Here is a 15,610-nt window from a genome sequence, read left to right as displayed (position 1 = left end):
AGTCGCCGCAGCTTAAATCCTGAAGCTGCCCACCAGTTGCTTGAGACGCGAAGCCTGCTGCTCCAGATCCGAGCACGCGCGCAAGGTCGCTTGCAGGTTCTCCACGCCTTCCTGGTTCAGCGTATTGATCTCGGTAATGTCGACGTTGATCGACTCGACCACCGCAGTCTGCTCTTCGGTCGCGGTCGCCACCGACTGGTTCATGCCGTCGATTTCGCCAATGCGCAGGGTCACGCTGTTCAGGCGTTCGCCGGCAAGGTTGGCGATCTCGACGCTGTCCTGGCTGTGGCGCTGACTGTCGCTCATGGTGCTCACCGATTCCCGGGCGCCGACTTGCAGCTCCTCGATCATGGTCTGCACCTGCTGCGCCGATTCCTGAGTGCGGTGCGCGAGGTTGCGCACTTCGTCGGCCACCACGGCAAAGCCGCGACCTGCCTCACCCGCACGTGCCGCCTCGATGGCAGCGTTGAGCGCGAGCAGGTTGGTCTGCTGGGAAATGCTGGTGATCACTTCGAGAATCTGACCGATGTTGACAGTCTTGCTGTTCAGCGACTCGATGTTGGTGCTCGACGCGCTGAGCATGCTCGACAATTGATTCATCGCCTTGATGCTGCGCTCGACCACTTGCTGGCCATCCTCGGCCAGACCTCGGGCGTCGCTGGCCTGATTCGAGGCTTGCGCAGCGTTGCGCGCAATTTCCTGGGCGGCGGCGCCGAGCTGATTGATCGCGGCGGCGACGCTGCTGGTGCGCGACGCTTGCTGATCCGAGTTGTACATCGACGAGTTCGACGCAGCGACCACGCGCAGGGCGACTTCGTTGACCTGGCCGGTGGCTGAGGACACTTCGCGGATCGAACCGTGAATACGCTCGACGAAGCGGTTGAAAGCGGTGCCGAGGGTGCCGAATTCATCGTTATTGACGATGTTCAGGCGCTTGGTCAGGTCGCCTTCACCATCGGCGATGTCTTCCATGGCGCGGGTCATCACGTGCAGCGGCTGGATCAGCAGGCGAATCAGCATGCCGAGCAGGGCGATGATGATTGCCACGGCAATAATGGTCGCGATTACCGCTGAGGTGCGGAATTCGCTGAGCATCGAGTAGGCCTGGTCCTTGTCGATCGACAGACCGATGTACCAGTTCACCGACGGCAGGCCTTTGATCGGGGCGAAGGTGACGATGCGGGTTTTGCCGTCGACCGTCACTTCGCTGAAATCGCTGCTGATCTGCGGCGTGTCCTGCGGGTAGGCTTCTTTGAGCGACTTCATCACCAAAGCCTTGTCCGGATGCACGAGGATCTTGCCGTCAGCGCTGATCAGGAACACATAGCCCATGCCGTCGAAGTCCCGCGCGGCGAGGGTATCGACCAGCGATTGCAGACTGAGGTCGCCGCCGACCACGCCGACGCTCTGCCCGGCCTTTTTCGACGCGGTGGCGATGGAGATGATCAACTGGCCGGTGGCCGCATCGATGTAGGGTTCGGTCAGGGTTGAAGTGCTGCTGCTTTCGGCGCCTTTATACCAAGGGCGTACGCGCGGATCGAAACCGTCCGGCATTTTCACGTCCGGGCGGATGGTGAAGTGCCCGGTGGCATCGCCCAGATAGGTGGCCATGAACGTCGAAGTCAGGCTTTTCTGCTCGAGCAGGCTGGCGACCGTGGCAGGTTCCGGGTTGATGGCGATGTTCTGCGCGGCGTTCTCGATCAGCAAGATGCGCCCGCTGAGCCAGGTCTGGATATTGCCGGCAGTCACCTCGCCCATTTCGTTGAGGTAGTTGTTCAGATCATCGCGAATCGCATTGCGTTGCAGCCAGTCGTTGTACAACGTGAACGAGGCGAAAGCGGCAATGACGATGAGAGCGGCGGCAAGCAAAATCTTATGGCTGAAGCGCAGGTTTTTGTTCATGGCTTGGGGTTCCGCTAAGGTCTTAATGTCCTGGGCGTGCTTTGATAGAGGCGCGCACTATGGGCAAGGTTGAAAAACTGATATTTCCGGCTCTCCTTAGGGAAATGTCTGACCCGATTTTCTGACGGGTTCGTTCACTTTATGTATCGGCCATGTGTCATCAAAGATTAACCATTGGGTGAGAAAATGCCTGACTCCTCGCAACTCGTTATCGGCGCTGATCCGGCCGCGCAACCCATCGCTCAGGCCATGCGCCTGGCCAACCGCCACGGGCTGATCGCCGGCGCCACCGGCACTGGTAAAACCGTGACCTTGCAGCGTCTGGCCGAAGCGTTCAGCGATGCTGGCGTGGCGGTGTTTGCCGCTGACATCAAGGGCGACCTGTGCGGCCTCGGTGCTGCCGGCAACCCGCAGGGCAAAGTAGCCGAGCGCATCGCCGGCATGCCCTGGCTCGGTCACACGCCGCAGGCTTATCCCGTGACGCTGTGGGACATCCACGGTGAATCCGGTCATCCGCTGCGCACCACCCTGAGCGAAATGGGCCCGTTGCTGATCGGCAGCCTCCTCGAGCTGACCGACAGTCAGCAGTCGGCGCTGTACGCGGCCTTCAAAGTGGCGGATCGCGAAGGGCTGTTGCTGCTCGATCTCAAGGATCTGAAAGCGCTGCTCAATCACCTCAAGGACAATCCGCAGTTGCTCGGCGAAGACGCCGCGCTGATGACCACCGGTTCCAGCCAGGCACTGCTGCGCCGTTTGGCGACGCTGGAACAGCAGGGCGCCGAGGCGCTGTTCGGCGAGCCGGCGCTGCAACTCGAAGACATCCTGCACCCGGGCGCCGATGGCCGTGGACGCATCCATCTGCTCGACGCCAGTCGGCTGGTGCACGAGGCGCCGAAGGTCTACGCAACGTTCCTGCTGTGGCTGCTGGCCGAGTTGTTCGAGCAACTGCCCGAGCGCGGCGATGCCGACAAGCCGCTGCTGGCGCTGTTTTTCGACGAGGCGCACTTGCTCTTCGGCGACACGCCCAAGGCTTTGCAGGAACGCCTGGAGCAAGTGGTGCGCTTGATTCGTTCCAAAGGCGTGGGCGTGTACTTCGTCACCCAGTCGCCGGCGGATCTGCCGGACGATGTGCTGGCGCAGTTGGGCTTGCGCATTCAGCACGGTCTGCGTGCGTTCACCGCCAAAGAGCAGAAATCCCTGCGTGCCGTGGCGGACGGCTTTCGGCCGAATCCGGCGTTCGACAGCCTGTCGGTGCTGACCGAACTGGGGATTGGCGAAGCGCTGGTGGGAACGCTGACCGAGAAGGGCACCCCGGAAATGGTCCAGCGCGTGCTGGTGGCACCGCCGCAATCGCGGATCGGCCCGTTGACTGCAACCGAGCGCACCGTGCTGATCGCCGGCTCGCCGTTCAAGGGGCGTTATGACAAGCCGATCGACAGGGAATCGGCTTATGAAATTCTGATGGGACGCAAAGGGCTGGCGCCCGAGGCTGAAACCCCCGCGGGCAAACCGGCGGCCGCAGAGCCAAGCCTGGCTGATCGCGCAGGAGAGTTCCTCGGCACGGCGGCAGGGCAGGCACTGAAATCGGCGATGCGTCACGCGGCCAATAATCTCGGCAAGCAGTTGGTGCGCGGGTTGATGGGGTCGCTGCTCGGCGGCAGCAAGCGCCGCTAAAAGCAAAGATCGCAGCCTTCGGCAGCTCCTACAGTTGAAATGCATTCATTCTGTAGGAGCTGCCGAAGGCTGCGATCTTTTGATTTTGCTTCAGGCTTTACCCTTGGCATGTGCCGCCAACCGCTCCAGCGCAGCGCGCAATCCCGGATCGCTGATCCCGTCGGCCGTCGACTGAATCGTCTCCGCCGCACTGCTCGACAGATCCATCGTGTGCCCAGCTGCCCGATGCTGAATGATCGGCGGGCGCACGCTGAATTTGATCCGGGTCAGGCTGGCGAATTCTTCGAACAATTGCAACTGCCGTTGCAGGCGTTTCTGCTGGTAGCGCAGGCGCGTCGCCCAATGGCCGTCAGTGACCACCAGCGACAGCTCCCCTTCGCGCCACTTGGCCACACGGCAATGCTCGCGCGCGGCCGGTTGCAGCTGGCTTTCGAGCAAGCGCTGCAAATGCTCCAGGCGCTGGGCATGGCCGAGGATGGCTTTGAGCGGTTTGGCTTCACGTAACAGAGCGGCGGGTGCTCTGGCCGTGAGAGGGCGAAACGCCATGATCGAACACCTTAGGTAACAGAGGCGCCATGTTAGCAGAAAGCTGTGGAACCACTGGCCCATTGCTTTTGTCCCTGCTTTGCTCATTAAATCAACGCCTGACTTCTTTCCCCCGACGGGTTGAAGTTGAGCAAAACGCCCCTATTTTAAGTGAGCCCCGTCAAAGCGCAGTGCCAGCATCGTGGAACATCGCCACTTTCCTCACCACCGTTTCCGGGTAGAATGCTCGTTCGCATGCGGCCATGAGGGCTGCACGGGCGACTCACGGGGCCGCCCTCCATCCCTTTAGTGTGGAAGATCCTGCCGATATGTTTGCGCCTTTGTTAAAGAAACTTTTTGGAAGCAAGAACGAGCGTGAAGTCAAACGCATGCTCAAGACGGTGCAGCTCGTCAATGCCTTCGAAGAGCAAATGGTGGCCCTTTCGGACGATCAATTGCGTGCCAAGACCGCCGAGTTCAAGGCCCGTATCGCCAAAGGGGAAACCCTCGACAAGCTGTTGCCGGAAGCCTTTGCCGTAGCCCGCGAGGCCGGCAAGCGCGTGATGGGCATGCGCCACTTCGACGTGCAACTCGTCGGCGGCATGACCTTGCACGAAGGCAAGATCGCCGAAATGCGCACCGGTGAGGGCAAGACCCTCGTCGCCACCCTGGGTGTTTACCTCAACGCATTGTCCGGCAAGGGCGTGCACGTTGTGACCGTGAACGACTACCTGGCCCGCCGCGACGCCAACTGGATGCGCCCGCTGTATGAATTCCTCGGCCTGACCGTCGGCGTCGTGACGCCGTTCCAGCCGCCGGAAGAAAAGCGTGCCGCCTACGCCGCCGACATCACCTACGGCACCAACAACGAATTCGGTTTCGACTACCTGCGCGACAACATGGCGTTCAGCATGGATGAAAAATTCCAGCGCGAACTCAACTTTGCCGTAATCGACGAAGTCGACTCGATCCTCATCGACGAAGCACGTACCCCGCTGATCATCTCCGGTCAGGCCGAGGACAGCTCCAAGCTGTACACCGAGATCAACAAACTGATCCCGCAGCTGGAACTGCACGTCGAGGAAGTCGAAGGCCAGGTCACCAAGGCCGGCCACTACACCGTTGACGAAAAGACCCGTCAGGTCGAACTCAACGAAGCCGGTCACCAGTTCATCGAAGAAATGCTCACCCGCGTCGGCCTGCTGGCCGAAGGCGAGAGCCTGTACTCGGCGCACAACCTCGGCCTGCTGACCCACGTCTATGCCGGTCTGCGTGCGCACAAACTGTTCAACCGCAACATCGAATACATCGTGCAGGACGGCCAGGTCGTACTGGTCGACGAGCACACCGGTCGGACCATGCCGGGTCGTCGTCTCTCCGAAGGCCTGCACCAGGCGATCGAAGCCAAGGAAGGCCTGAACATTCAGGCCGAGAGCCAGACCCTGGCCTCGACGACTTTCCAGAACTACTTCCGTCTGTACACCAAGCTGTCCGGCATGACCGGTACCGCCGACACCGAAGCGTTCGAATTCCACCAGATCTATGGTCTGGAAGTCATGGTCATCCCGCCGAACAAGCCGTTGGCGCGTAAAGACTACAACGACCTGGTGTTCCTCACCGCCGAAGAGAAATACGCGGCAATCGTGGCGGACATCAAGGAAAGCATGGCGGCCGGTCGTCCGGTGCTGGTAGGTACCGCGACCATCGAAACTTCCGAGCACATGTCCGCATTGCTCGTCAAAGAAGGCATCGAACACAAGGTTCTCAACGCCAAGTTCCACGAAAAAGAAGCTGAAATCATCGCTCAGGCCGGTCGTCCCGGTGCGCTGACCATCGCCACCAACATGGCCGGTCGTGGTACCGACATCCTGTTGGGCGGCAACTGGGAAGTGGAAGTCGCTTCGCTGGAAAACCCGACCCCTGAGCAGATCGCCCAGATCAAGGCCGACTGGCAGAAGCGTCACCAGCAAGTGCTGGAGTCCGGCGGCTTGCAGGTGATTGCTTCCGAGCGTCACGAATCGCGCCGTATCGACAACCAGCTGCGTGGCCGTGCCGGCCGTCAGGGCGATGCCGGGTCGAGCCGCTTCTACCTGTCGCTGGAAGACAGCCTGATGCGCATCTTCGCCTCTGACCGGGTGAAGAACTTCATGAAAGCCTTGGGCATGCAGCCGGGCGAAGCGATCGAGCACCGCATGGTGACCAACGCGATCGAGAAGGCGCAGCGCAAGGTTGAAGGCCGCAACTTCGACATCCGCAAGCAATTGCTCGAGTTCGACGACGTCAACAACGAACAGCGTAAAGTGATCTATCACATGCGTAACACGTTGCTGGCCGCCGACAACATCGGTGAAACCATCGCCGACTTCCGTCAGGACGTGCTCAACGCTACCGTCAGCGCGCACATTCCGCCGCAGTCGCTGCCAGAGCAGTGGGACGTGGCCGGTCTGGAAGCGTCGATCGAAAGCGATTTCGGCGTGAAACTGCCGATCCAGCAATGGCTCGACGAAGACGATCACCTGTACGAAGAAACCCTGCGCGAGAAGCTCATGACCGAGCTGATCGCCGCGTACAACGAGAAAGAAGACCAGGCTGGTGCCGAGGCGCTGCGCTCGTTCGAGAAGCAGATTGTCCTGCGCGTACTCGACGACCTGTGGAAAGACCACCTGTCGACCATGGATCACCTGCGTCACGGCATTCACTTGCGCGGTTATGCGCAGAAGAACCCGAAGCAGGAATACAAGCGCGAGTCGTTCACCCTGTTCTCCGAGCTGCTCGATTCGATCAAGCGCGACTCGATCCGCGTGCTCTCCCACGTTCAGGTCCGCCGCGAAGATCCGGAAGCCGAAGAGCAACGCCTGCGTCAGGAAGCCGAAGCACTGGCGGCGCGCATGCAGTTCGAACACGCCGAAGCGCCTGGGCTGGATCAGCCGGAAGCGCTGGGAGAAGAGGTCGATGTGGCGCTGGCCACTGCCGCTGCCCCGGTGCGCAACGAACAGAAGCTGGGCCGCAACGAACTGTGCTACTGCGGTTCGGGCAAGAAATACAAGCATTGCCACGGGCAGATCCAGTAAAACCCGTTTCAATCGCTGAACACCCCGCGCCGCGACCGGCTCCTGCCGTCGCGGCGTTTTGCCATTTATCCCACCGTCCTTTCCCGTGGCGGTGCTGACATCATTGAGTAAGGAGCGCATTCATGGCTGTTGGTCTTGGTCCTTTGCCAACGTTGCACCCGGTTGCCGGTTTTGAACTCGGTATCGCCTCGGCCGGCATCAAGCGCCCCGGGCGCAAGGATGTGGTGGTGATGCGCTGTGCAGAAGGTTCGACCGTGGCTGGCGTGTTCACCCTGAACGCGTTCTGCGCCGCGCCGGTGATCCTGGCGAAAAAACGCGTGAACAACGCCGTGCGTTACTTGCTGACCAATACCGGCAATGCCAATGCGGGCACCGGCGAACCAGGCCTGGCCGCCGCCGAGCGCACCACTGCCAGACTCGCTGAGCTGACCGGCGTCGATGCCAGCCAGATTCTGCCGTACTCCACCGGTGTGATCGGCGAGCCGCTGCCGGTCGAAAAAATCGAAGGTGCACTGCAAGCTGCGCTGGATGACCTGTCGGAAAACAACTGGGAAGCTGCCGCCACCGGCATCATGACCACCGATACTTTGCCGAAGGGCGCCAGCCGCCAGTTCGAGCATGACGGCGTGACCATCACCGTCACCGGCATCAGCAAAGGCGCCGGCATGATTCGTCCGAACATGGCAACCATGCTGGGTTACATCGCCACGGACGCCAAAGTCTCCCGCGACGTGCTGCACAACCTGATGCTCGACGGTGCCAACAAGTCGTTCAACCGCATCACCATCGATGGCGACACCTCGACCAACGACTGCTGCATGCTGATCGCTACGGGCAAAGCCGCGCTGCCGGAAATCACCCGCGCGGAAGGCGAGCTGTTTGCCAAGCTGAAACAGGCGGTGTTCGAAGTGTGCATGGACGTGGCCCAGGCCATCGTGCGTGACGGCGAAGGTGCGACCAAGTTTGTCACCGTAGAAGTGAATGGCGGCGGCAATCACCAGGAATGCCTGGACGTCGGTTACACCGTGGCGCACTCGCCGCTGATCAAGACTGCGCTGTTCGCCTCCGACCCGAACTGGGGGCGCATCCTCGCCGCCGTGGGTCGTGCCGGTGTGCCGGACTTGGACGTGAGCAAGATCGACGTATTCCTCGGCGACGTGTGCATCGCCAGCCGTGGCGCCCGTGCGGCCACCTACACTGAAGCCCAGGGCTCGGCGGTGATGCAGCAGGAAGAAATCACCATCCGCATCGAACTGGGTCGCGGCGATTGCAGCGAAACCATCTGGACCACCGACCTGTCGCATGAATACGTGAAGATCAACGCTGAATACCGCACTTGACCTGATCAGGGACCGAGTCGCTCGATTCGTGAGCAGGCTCGCTCCCACAGGGGATTTTCGCTGCAGCTCGGTCCATCGTGGGAGCGAGCCTGCTCGCGAAAACGGCGGTCCGGACACAACCCATTCAGAAGCATTCCTCTGACGAAAAGGCGCCACCCCATGTCCCTGCACCTGATCATCGGCGACAAACTGCTTTCCTCCTGGTCCCTGCGTGCGGCACTGGCGCTGGAACTGACCGGCGCACCCTACAGCGAAGAGCTGATCAAACTCGGCAAGCCCGACACCCGCGAGCGCCTGCTCAAGCATTCGCCGAGCGGCAAGGTGCCGCTGCTGCAAACCACCCGCGGCACCATCGCCGATTCGCTGGCCATCGCTGAATACCTCGCCGAGCAGTTTCCGTCCGAACAACTCTGGCCCAGCGATACTTTCGCCCGTGCCCAGGCGCGCTCGGCCTGCGCACAAATGCACAGCGGTTTCTTCGCCATGCGCAACCACATGCCGTTCAACCTCAGCCAGGATGCGCCGCTGAACCCGGTGCCGCCAGAAGTGAAGGTCGATATCGAACGCATGCTCGCGCTCTGGGCTGAATGCCGCGCGGCGGCAACGGAAGAGGGGCCATACCTGTTCGGTCGGGTCAGTCTCGCCGATGCTTTCTTCGCGCCGATCGCCGTGCGCCTGCGCACCTATCAGGTGAAGCTGCCGGCAGTCGACGAAGCTTATGTTGAAACCGTCTACCAATGGCCCGCGTTCAAAGCGTGGCACAAGGCTGGACTGGAGGAGTTAAACCCGTGAAACGCGTCCACGTCGCCGCTGCCGTCATCCGTGACGGCGCCGGCAAAATTCTGATCGCCCGGCGGGCCGACACCCAGCATCAGGGCGGCTTGTGGGAATTTCCCGGTGGCAAGGTCGAGGCTGAGGAATCAGTCGAATCGGCACTGGCTCGCGAGCTGCACGAAGAGCTGGGCATCGTCGTTGATGCTGCCCGCCCACTGATCAAGGTTCGCCACGATTACCCGGACAAACAGGTGTTGCTGGATGTCTGGGAAGTCTCGGCGTTCAGCGGCGAACCGCACGGTGCTGAAGGCCAGCCACTGGCCTGGGTCAGCGCCCGGGAGTTGATCAACTATGAGTTCCCGGCGGCCAACCAGCCGATCGTCGCGGCAGCGCGTTTGCCTGCCGAATACCTGATCACTCCGGAAGACCTCGAAGGCCCGGCCTTGTTGCGCGGGATTCAGAAAGCGATCGCCGGCGGAATCAAATTGGTCCAGCTGCGCGCACCGAACGGCTACGACCCGAAATACCGTGATCTGGCGGTGGATGCGGTGGGTCTGTGCGCGGGCAAGGCGCAGTTGATGATCAAGGGACCATTCGAATGGCTCGGCGATTTCCCTTCTGCCGGCTGGCACATCACCGCTGCGCAACTGCGCAAATACGCGGCGGCAGGGCGTCCGCTGCCGGCCGAGCGCTGGCTTGCGGCGTCATGCCATAACGCTGAAGAGCTGGCGCTGGCCGAGCAGATGGGCGTCGACTTCGTCACCCTGTCGCCGGTGCAGCCCACCTTGACTCATCCGGACGCGCAGCCGTTGGGTTGGCAGCAGGCTGGGGCGTTGATCGAAGGCTTTAGTAAGCCGGTGTTTCTGCTTGGTGGGGTAGGGCCGGCGGAACGTGAGAAGGCTTGGGATGTTGGGGCTCAGGGTGTGGCGGGGATTCGGGCGTTTTGGCCGGATTCTGTGTAAGGGCTACCGGCCTCTTCGCGAGCAGGCTCGCTCCCACAATGGATTGCATTTCTCCAGTCAGAATGCAGACAAATGTGGGAGCGAGCCTGCTCGCGAAGGCGCCCTGAAAGACGCTACTTTCCTCCAGGTTTCGCAGCCGGCTGCCACAAAATCTCCGCCACCCCCTGCCGCCGCGCAATCAACCGCGCCACCACAAACAACAAATCCGACAACCGATTGATATACGCCAGGCCAACCCCGGCCAACGGCTCGATCGAGTTCAAATGCTGGCAACGGCGCTCGGCACTGCGCGCCAGACTGCGGCAAACATGCGCCTGCGCAATCAACATCGAACCGCCCGGCAAGATGAAATTGTCCAGCGGCCCCAACTCTTCATTCCACACATCAATTGCCGCTTCCAGCCGCTCGATCTCGGCCTCGTTCAAGGCCTGATACGCCGGCATCGCCAGTTCACCGCCAAGGTCAAACAGGCGATGCTGACAGGGTGCCAACACCTCGATGATTTCATTCAGCCCCGGATGCAACTCGCGCTCGGCGAGCAGACCGGCCAGCAGCACGCCGACCTGACTGTTCAGCGTATCGATCTCGCCGATCGCCTCGATGCGCGGATGATCCTTGGGTACACGACGGCCGTCACCGAGGCCGGTTTCGCCTTTGTCGCCGGTGCGGGTGTAGATCTTCGACAAGCGAAAGCCCATGGGTTACCTCGGTAGTGAATTGGTTTCGGTGGTCAATGGCGCCGGTTGCACCAACGGCAGACGCAGGGTGAAACAGGTGCCCTGGCCGGGTGCCGACTGCACTTCCATCTGACCCTTGTGGTTGTTGGTGATGATGAAGTAGGACACCGACAGGCCCAGGCCCGTGCCCTGGCCGATTTCCTTGGTGGTGAAGAACGGTTCGAAGGTGCGCTTGCGTACGTTCTCGCTCATGCCGATGCCGTTGTCCTCGACCTGGATCTCGGCCCACGGCGGATTGAGTCTGGTGCGCAGAATGATCCGGCCCGGTTCGCTGTCGTTTTCGCGCTGATGAATCGCCTGGGCGGCGTTTTTCAGCAGATTGAGCAGCACCTGTTCCAGCTCGTTGGCGGTGCCCGGCACCGGCCCAAGTGCCGGGTCGAACTGACGGATGATGGCTTGGCCCTTGAAGTCGAAACCGATGGCCAGATCGAAGTCGTTGCCGGCAATTTCAACGGCTTGATCGATCAGCGCCGGCAGATCGCATGGCGCCATCTGGCGGGTGCTGCGGCGGCTGAAGCTGAGCATGTGCGTGACGATTTTCGCTGCACGGGCGCCGGCCTGCTGAATGCCATCGAGCAATTGCGGGACTTCGCGGCCCTGCAAATAACGATTAACGGCATCCAGTTCAATGCCCAGTTGCTCAGCAGTCTCGATGTTCTTCGGCAGATCCGCCGACAGACGCCGGCGGATGTTCTGCACGTTGTGCAGGATCGCGCCGAGCGGGTTGTTGATCTCGTGGGCCATGCCAGCCGCAAGGCCACCGACCGAGAGCATCTTCTCCGACTGCACCATCATTTCTTCCAGCGACAGGCGCTGGGTGATGTCGTCGATACGGATCACCACGCCGCGCCCGGCACCGCCCATCAGTGGATAAAACGTCAGTGCGTAGTGTTTGGGTTCATCGTCCTTGAACCAGGTCACCCGATCGACTTTGGCCACGGTGTGTTGTTCGACGGTGGCCTTGAGCTGCGGCAGGAATGGCTTGAGCGGCTCGAAGGCGAGGAAGATCGGCTGGTTCAGCGCCTCATCCAGGCGCGTGCCGGAGAGCGCGCTGGCTTCCTGGTTCCACTGGGTGACGTAAAGCTGCTCGTCGAGAGCGATCAGCGCCGAAGGCATCGAGTCGATGATGCTGTTGAGATAATTCTGGAAGCCGGTGAGCTTCTTCTCGATCTTGCTGCGCACCTGGACTTCCAGCTCCAGTTTGCGGTTGGTGTGGCGGGTTTCCTCGGCCAGCCCCTGCGCCTGATCGTAAGCGGCCTGCGAGTCGTCGCGGGCACGTTTGAGCTGCTGCTCGCGGGCTTCGATGCGCGAGAGCATGGTGTTGAACGCCTCGGCCAGACTGCCGATTTCGTCGTGATTGCCGCGGGCAGCGCGCAGGGCGTAGTTCTCTTCGCGGGTGACCTGCCGCGAAAGCTCTTCGAGCTGGTGAATGGGGCGGGTGATCAGGCGTTTGATCTGCCGGGCAATCACCAGCCACAGCAAGACGCTGAAGATCAGGATGCCGAGGCTGGCGGTCAGCGTGCCGGTGTAGAACGCCATCGGCAATTCGCTGCTGGCGACCAGCAACAGATGCCCCGGCGCTGCACCGGGGCGGGGCAGGGTGATCAGTTGATTGCTGCGAAACTCGGTGAGTTGCCACGCCTCGACATGGCGATAGCGCTCGGGGAGGCTGAGCTTTTCGCCGCGCTGCACTTGTGCCAGACGTTCGCCCTTGCCGTCGTACAGGGCGGCGGCGCGCAGCGGTGAATAACTGTCGAGTTCCTTGAGCAGGCGCTCGGCGCTGCGCGGTGATTCCAGCGCGTCGCTGACCAGACTTGGATTGGCGATCAGCCGGCCGATGGTCTGCAGCGCCTGTGGTGCCATGCTTTCCTGGGAAATGTAATAGGCGGCGCTGATAAAGGTCAGGTTGGCGACCAGCAGAACCGTGGTCAACAACACCAGCAGGGCGGCCAGCAGTTTCTGGCCGACCGGCAGGTTTTCAAGGCGCTGGCGCAATGGCATCAGGTTTATCGCTGCAGGGGAACAAGTTGTCAGCCTAGCGGCTGCTCAGTCGCTGGGCAATCCACGCTTGCGCAGATGAGCCACCAGACGTTGCTGTAACTGCTGCAGGTGCGGCAGGTGCAACTGATGGCGCTCGGCGACTTTGCAGGCGTGGCCCAATAGATAACTGATTTCGGTGCGGCGCTGGCCGGCGACGTCCTGATGCATCGAGGAATAATTGGCAGCGGTGGCGTGGATTACCCGTTCGACTTCCGCTTGCAGATTCTCCGCCGCCGCGGGTTGGCCGCAACGCTCGAGCAGTTCGGCCAGTTCGCCGCAAAGCGTGGCGACTTCGCAGTGATGCGTTGTCAGCCCGCCGTTACGGCAGTCGTGGAGCACGGTCAGCGGGTTGATTGCGCAGTTCAGCGCCAGTTTGCGCCACAGCCGAGTGAGAATGTCTGCGCTCCATTCATGGGGAATGTTTGCCGCTTGCAGATCGTCGAGCCAGACCGGCGCCAGCGGATTGCCGATATCGCCCAGCCAGTTGAAACCGTGGCCGGCAAATACCACGCGCCAATCGCCGTCGCGAAATGCGCCCTCGGTGCTGGATGCGCTGATGCAGCGCGCTTGCGGCACCCGCGCGGCAACGGCGTCCTGACTGCCAAGGCCGTTTTGCAGGAGGATCAATTCGGCATCCGGAGCGAGGCGTGAAGCGAGGCGGGCGACGGCCTCTTCGGCGTCATAGGCCTTGCACGCGACTAGCAGACGGCGAATGGGCTCGGGGCTGTCCGGGGTTTCGCCGGGAACTGCATAGATATGAGCTTGTCCGTTTTCTACCAGGGTTAATCCACCAGTCACCGCATAGCTTCGCAAGCGCGCCGCGTCACGCAGGATCAGCCGCACGGGCAAGCCGGCGCGGGCCAGACGGGTCGCCCAGAGTGTGCCGAGGCTGCCGGCGCCCAGTACATGCCAGATCGTCGACATCAGTTTTTTGCTCGATTGCTTGCAGGCATGTGCGGCTCGCCGTATCGGTAGGAAAAGACCCGTTATAATGAGCCCGATTTTAACCGCAAGCCAAGCGCGCTCCATGTACATCGAGCGCGCCTTTTTATTGGAGAGATTACATGCCGTCGTTCGACGTGGTATCCGAACTGGACAAACACGAACTCACCAACGCGGTCGAGAACGCCGTGAAGGAACTCGATCGTCGTTATGACCTGAAAGGCAAAGGCAGCTTCGAGTTCAAGGAAAAAGACCTGACCGTCAGCCTCACCGCCGAAGCCGCGTTCCAGCTCGAAGCGATGATCGAAATCCTCAAGCTGGCGCTGACCAAGCGCAAGATCGACGTGCAGTGCCTCGAGGTCAAGGACGCTTACGCTTCCGGCAAATTGATGAAACAGGACGCCATCCTCAAGGAAGGCATCGACAAGGAGCTGGCGAAGAAGATCGTCGGCCACATCAAGGAAGCCAAGCTCAAGGTACAGGCCGCCATCCAGGGCGAGCAGGTGCGTGTCACCGGCAAGAAGCGCGACGACCTGCAGGAAGCCATCGCGGCTCTGCGTGCCAAGGAATTCGGCATGCCGCTGCAGTTCAACAACTTCCGCGACTAAGCTTGTTTTGTGACTGTGTGGGAGCGACGGTTCGACGCCTCGACCTGCTCGCGAATGCAATGTGTCAGTCAATTTATTGCTGAATGACACAGCGCTTTCGCGAGCAGGCTCGCTCCCACATTTTTTTGTGTATACCCCGGGAAGCCGGAAATCAGGAGATAGAACATGGATTTGAATGCGGAAGTGGACCACCTGGTCAAGGCGTCCCAGGCGTGGATCCCGATGATCATGGAATACGGCAGCCGCGTGCTGCTCGCAGTGATTACCCTGGCCATTGGCTGGTGGCTGATCAACAAGGTCACGCAAAAACTCGGCGGGCTGCTGGCCCTGCGCAATGCCGACCTGGCGCTGCAAGGCTTTATCAGCAGCCTGGCCAACATCATTCTCAAGGTGCTGCTGATTGTCAGCGTCGCGTCGATGATCGGCGTCGAAACCACTTCGTTCGTCGCGGCCATCGGTGCTGCCGGCCTGGCAATCGGTCTGGCCTTGCAGGGCAGCCTGGCGAACTTCGCTGGCGGCGTGCTGATTCTGCTGTTCCGTCCGTTCCGTATCGGTGACTGGATCGAAGCCCAAGGCGTGGCGGGTACCGTCGACAGCATCCAGATTTTCCACACCGTGCTGCGCACCGGCGACAACAAGACCATCATCGTGCCCAACGGCAATCTGTCCAACGGCATCATCACTAACACCAATCGTCAGCCAACCCGCAAAGTCGTGTTCGACGTGGGCGTGGATTACGAAGCGGATCTGCAAAAGGCCCGTCAGGTGCTGCTGGATCTGGCCAAGGATGCCCGCGTCATGCAGGACCCGGAGCCACAGGCGGTAATTTCGACACTGGGCGACAGTTCGATCACTGTCTCGCTGCGGGTGTGGGTTAAAACTGCGGATTATTGGGATGTGATGTTCATGTTTAATGAGCAGGCGCGTGATCGTTTGAAGAGTGCCGGTATTGATATTCCATTTCCGCAGCGCGTTATACGCGTAGTGCAGGAATCGGCGGCGCAATGATAGGTTGCTAGCTAAGTAATATTCGCC

General features: G+C 61.1%; 12 protein-coding genes and 1 pseudogene. 7 read left to right on the top strand and 6 right to left on the bottom strand.

The window, feature by feature from the left end; genetic code table 11:
- Nucleotides 1–12: 12 nt before the first annotated feature.
- Both GXB78_RS28290 and GXB78_RS28285 read right to left on the bottom strand, forming a co-directional pair.
- A complete protein-coding gene (locus GXB78_RS28290; protein WP_425375757.1) occupies nucleotides 13–777 on the bottom strand; it encodes a methyl-accepting chemotaxis protein in 765 nt (254 codons plus the stop codon).
- A gap of 93 nt (nucleotides 778–870) precedes the next feature.
- Nucleotides 871–1,902 (bottom strand): annotated as a pseudogene (locus GXB78_RS28285) (HAMP domain-containing protein); the annotation flags it as partial.
- Between the two features lie 186 nt (nucleotides 1,903–2,088).
- Between GXB78_RS28285 and GXB78_RS08005 the strand changes: the two are divergent.
- The gene (locus GXB78_RS08005; RefSeq protein WP_329515017.1) at nucleotides 2,089–3,576 is read left to right on the top strand and encodes a helicase HerA-like domain-containing protein; all 1,488 of its coding nucleotides are present in this window, start codon (nucleotides 2,089–2,091) and stop codon (nucleotides 3,574–3,576) included.
- A gap of 90 nt (nucleotides 3,577–3,666) precedes the next feature.
- Here GXB78_RS08005 and GXB78_RS08000 read toward each other — a convergent pair whose 3' ends face one another.
- Nucleotides 3,667–4,122 (bottom strand): DUF721 domain-containing protein, encoded by a 456-nt coding sequence (locus tag GXB78_RS08000; protein ID WP_329515016.1) that lies wholly within the window; start codon nucleotides 4,120–4,122, stop codon nucleotides 3,667–3,669.
- 308 nt (nucleotides 4,123–4,430) lie between these two features.
- Here GXB78_RS08000 and secA point away from each other — a divergent pair, with 308 nt between their 5' ends.
- The 4 genes from secA to GXB78_RS07980 all read left to right on the top strand — a co-directional run bounded on the left by secA (nucleotide 4,431) and on the right by GXB78_RS07980 (nucleotide 10,248).
- The gene (gene secA / locus GXB78_RS07995; protein ID WP_329515015.1) at nucleotides 4,431–7,172 is read left to right on the top strand and encodes a preprotein translocase subunit SecA; all 2,742 of its coding nucleotides are present in this window, start codon (nucleotides 4,431–4,433) and stop codon (nucleotides 7,170–7,172) included.
- Nucleotides 7,173–7,294: 122 nt separating this feature from the next.
- Nucleotides 7,295–8,512, top strand: a complete 1,218-nt coding sequence (argJ, locus tag GXB78_RS07990; protein WP_065616720.1) for a bifunctional glutamate N-acetyltransferase/amino-acid acetyltransferase ArgJ — start codon at nucleotides 7,295–7,297, stop codon at nucleotides 8,510–8,512.
- A 159-nt stretch (nucleotides 8,513–8,671) separates the two neighbouring features.
- Nucleotides 8,672–9,304, top strand: coding sequence for a glutathione S-transferase family protein (locus tag GXB78_RS07985; RefSeq protein WP_329515014.1), 633 nt, complete (start codon nucleotides 8,672–8,674; stop codon nucleotides 9,302–9,304).
- Nucleotides 9,301–10,248 (top strand): Nudix family hydrolase, encoded by a 948-nt coding sequence (locus GXB78_RS07980; RefSeq protein ID WP_329515013.1) that lies wholly within the window; start codon nucleotides 9,301–9,303, stop codon nucleotides 10,246–10,248. Before GXB78_RS07985 ends, GXB78_RS07980 begins: the two co-directional genes overlap by 4 nt.
- 113 nt (nucleotides 10,249–10,361) lie before the next feature.
- On the opposite strand, the gene GXB78_RS07975 is transcribed toward GXB78_RS07980, so the two are convergent.
- Genes GXB78_RS07975 through GXB78_RS07965 form a run of 3 tightly spaced genes read right to left on the bottom strand, consistent with a single transcriptional unit; the run spans nucleotide 10,362 to nucleotide 13,949 of the window.
- On the bottom strand, nucleotides 10,362–10,946 hold the full coding sequence (locus tag GXB78_RS07975) for a cob(I)yrinic acid a,c-diamide adenosyltransferase (RefSeq protein ID WP_329515012.1): 585 nt from the start codon (nucleotides 10,944–10,946) through the stop codon (nucleotides 10,362–10,364).
- Nucleotides 10,947–10,949: 3 nt separating this feature from the next.
- Nucleotides 10,950–12,986 carry a sensor histidine kinase gene (locus GXB78_RS07970; protein WP_329515011.1) on the bottom strand — a complete coding sequence of 679 codons (2,037 nt, stop codon included), beginning with the start codon at nucleotides 12,984–12,986 and terminating at the stop codon, nucleotides 10,950–10,952.
- 45 nt (nucleotides 12,987–13,031) lie between these two features.
- On the bottom strand, nucleotides 13,032–13,949 hold the full coding sequence (locus GXB78_RS07965) for a putative 2-dehydropantoate 2-reductase (protein WP_329515010.1): 918 nt from the start codon (nucleotides 13,947–13,949) through the stop codon (nucleotides 13,032–13,034).
- A 140-nt stretch (nucleotides 13,950–14,089) separates the two neighbouring features.
- On the opposite strand from GXB78_RS07965, the gene GXB78_RS07960 reads away from it, so the two are divergent.
- Both GXB78_RS07960 and GXB78_RS07955 read left to right on the top strand, forming a co-directional pair.
- Nucleotides 14,090–14,575 carry a YajQ family cyclic di-GMP-binding protein gene (locus tag GXB78_RS07960; protein WP_016773491.1) on the top strand — a complete coding sequence of 162 codons (486 nt, stop codon included), beginning with the start codon at nucleotides 14,090–14,092 and terminating at the stop codon, nucleotides 14,573–14,575.
- 165 nt (nucleotides 14,576–14,740) lie between these two features.
- Nucleotides 14,741–15,583: a mechanosensitive ion channel family protein gene (locus GXB78_RS07955; RefSeq protein WP_329515009.1), complete on the top strand. Its 843-nt coding sequence runs from the start codon at nucleotides 14,741–14,743 to the stop codon at nucleotides 15,581–15,583.
- Nucleotides 15,584–15,610 lie beyond the last annotated feature (27 nt).

It is taken from the genome of Pseudomonas moraviensis subsp. stanleyae, assembly GCF_036283065.1.
Lineage (GTDB): Bacteria > Pseudomonadota > Gammaproteobacteria > Pseudomonadales > Pseudomonadaceae > Aquipseudomonas > Aquipseudomonas stanleyae.
This window is presented reverse-complemented; position numbering and strand designations above follow the sequence as displayed.

Excerpts from the sequence above, each read along its gene's own strand:
- GXB78_RS08005 (WP_329515017.1), top strand. The coding sequence starts at position 2,089 with ATGCCTGACTCCTCGCAACTCGTTATCGGCGCTGATCCGGCCGCGCAA.
- GXB78_RS07970 (WP_329515011.1), bottom strand. The coding sequence starts at position 12,986 with ATGCCATTGCGCCAGCGCCTTGAAAACCTGCCGGTCGGCCAGAAACTG.
- GXB78_RS28290 (WP_425375757.1), bottom strand. The coding sequence starts at position 777 with ATGTACAACTCGGATCAGCAAGCGTCGCGCACCAGCAGCGTCGCCGCC.
- GXB78_RS07965 (WP_329515010.1), bottom strand. The coding sequence starts at position 13,949 with ATGTCGACGATCTGGCATGTACTGGGCGCCGGCAGCCTCGGCACACTC.
- GXB78_RS07985 (WP_329515014.1), top strand. The coding sequence starts at position 8,672 with ATGTCCCTGCACCTGATCATCGGCGACAAACTGCTTTCCTCCTGGTCC.
- GXB78_RS07955 (WP_329515009.1), top strand. The coding sequence starts at position 14,741 with ATGGATTTGAATGCGGAAGTGGACCACCTGGTCAAGGCGTCCCAGGCG.
- GXB78_RS07975 (WP_329515012.1), bottom strand. The coding sequence starts at position 10,946 with ATGGGCTTTCGCTTGTCGAAGATCTACACCCGCACCGGCGACAAAGGC.
- argJ (WP_065616720.1), top strand. The coding sequence starts at position 7,295 with ATGGCTGTTGGTCTTGGTCCTTTGCCAACGTTGCACCCGGTTGCCGGT.
- GXB78_RS08000 (WP_329515016.1), bottom strand. The coding sequence starts at position 4,122 with ATGGCGTTTCGCCCTCTCACGGCCAGAGCACCCGCCGCTCTGTTACGT.
- GXB78_RS07960 (WP_016773491.1), top strand. The coding sequence starts at position 14,090 with ATGCCGTCGTTCGACGTGGTATCCGAACTGGACAAACACGAACTCACC.
- secA (WP_329515015.1), top strand. The coding sequence starts at position 4,431 with ATGTTTGCGCCTTTGTTAAAGAAACTTTTTGGAAGCAAGAACGAGCGT.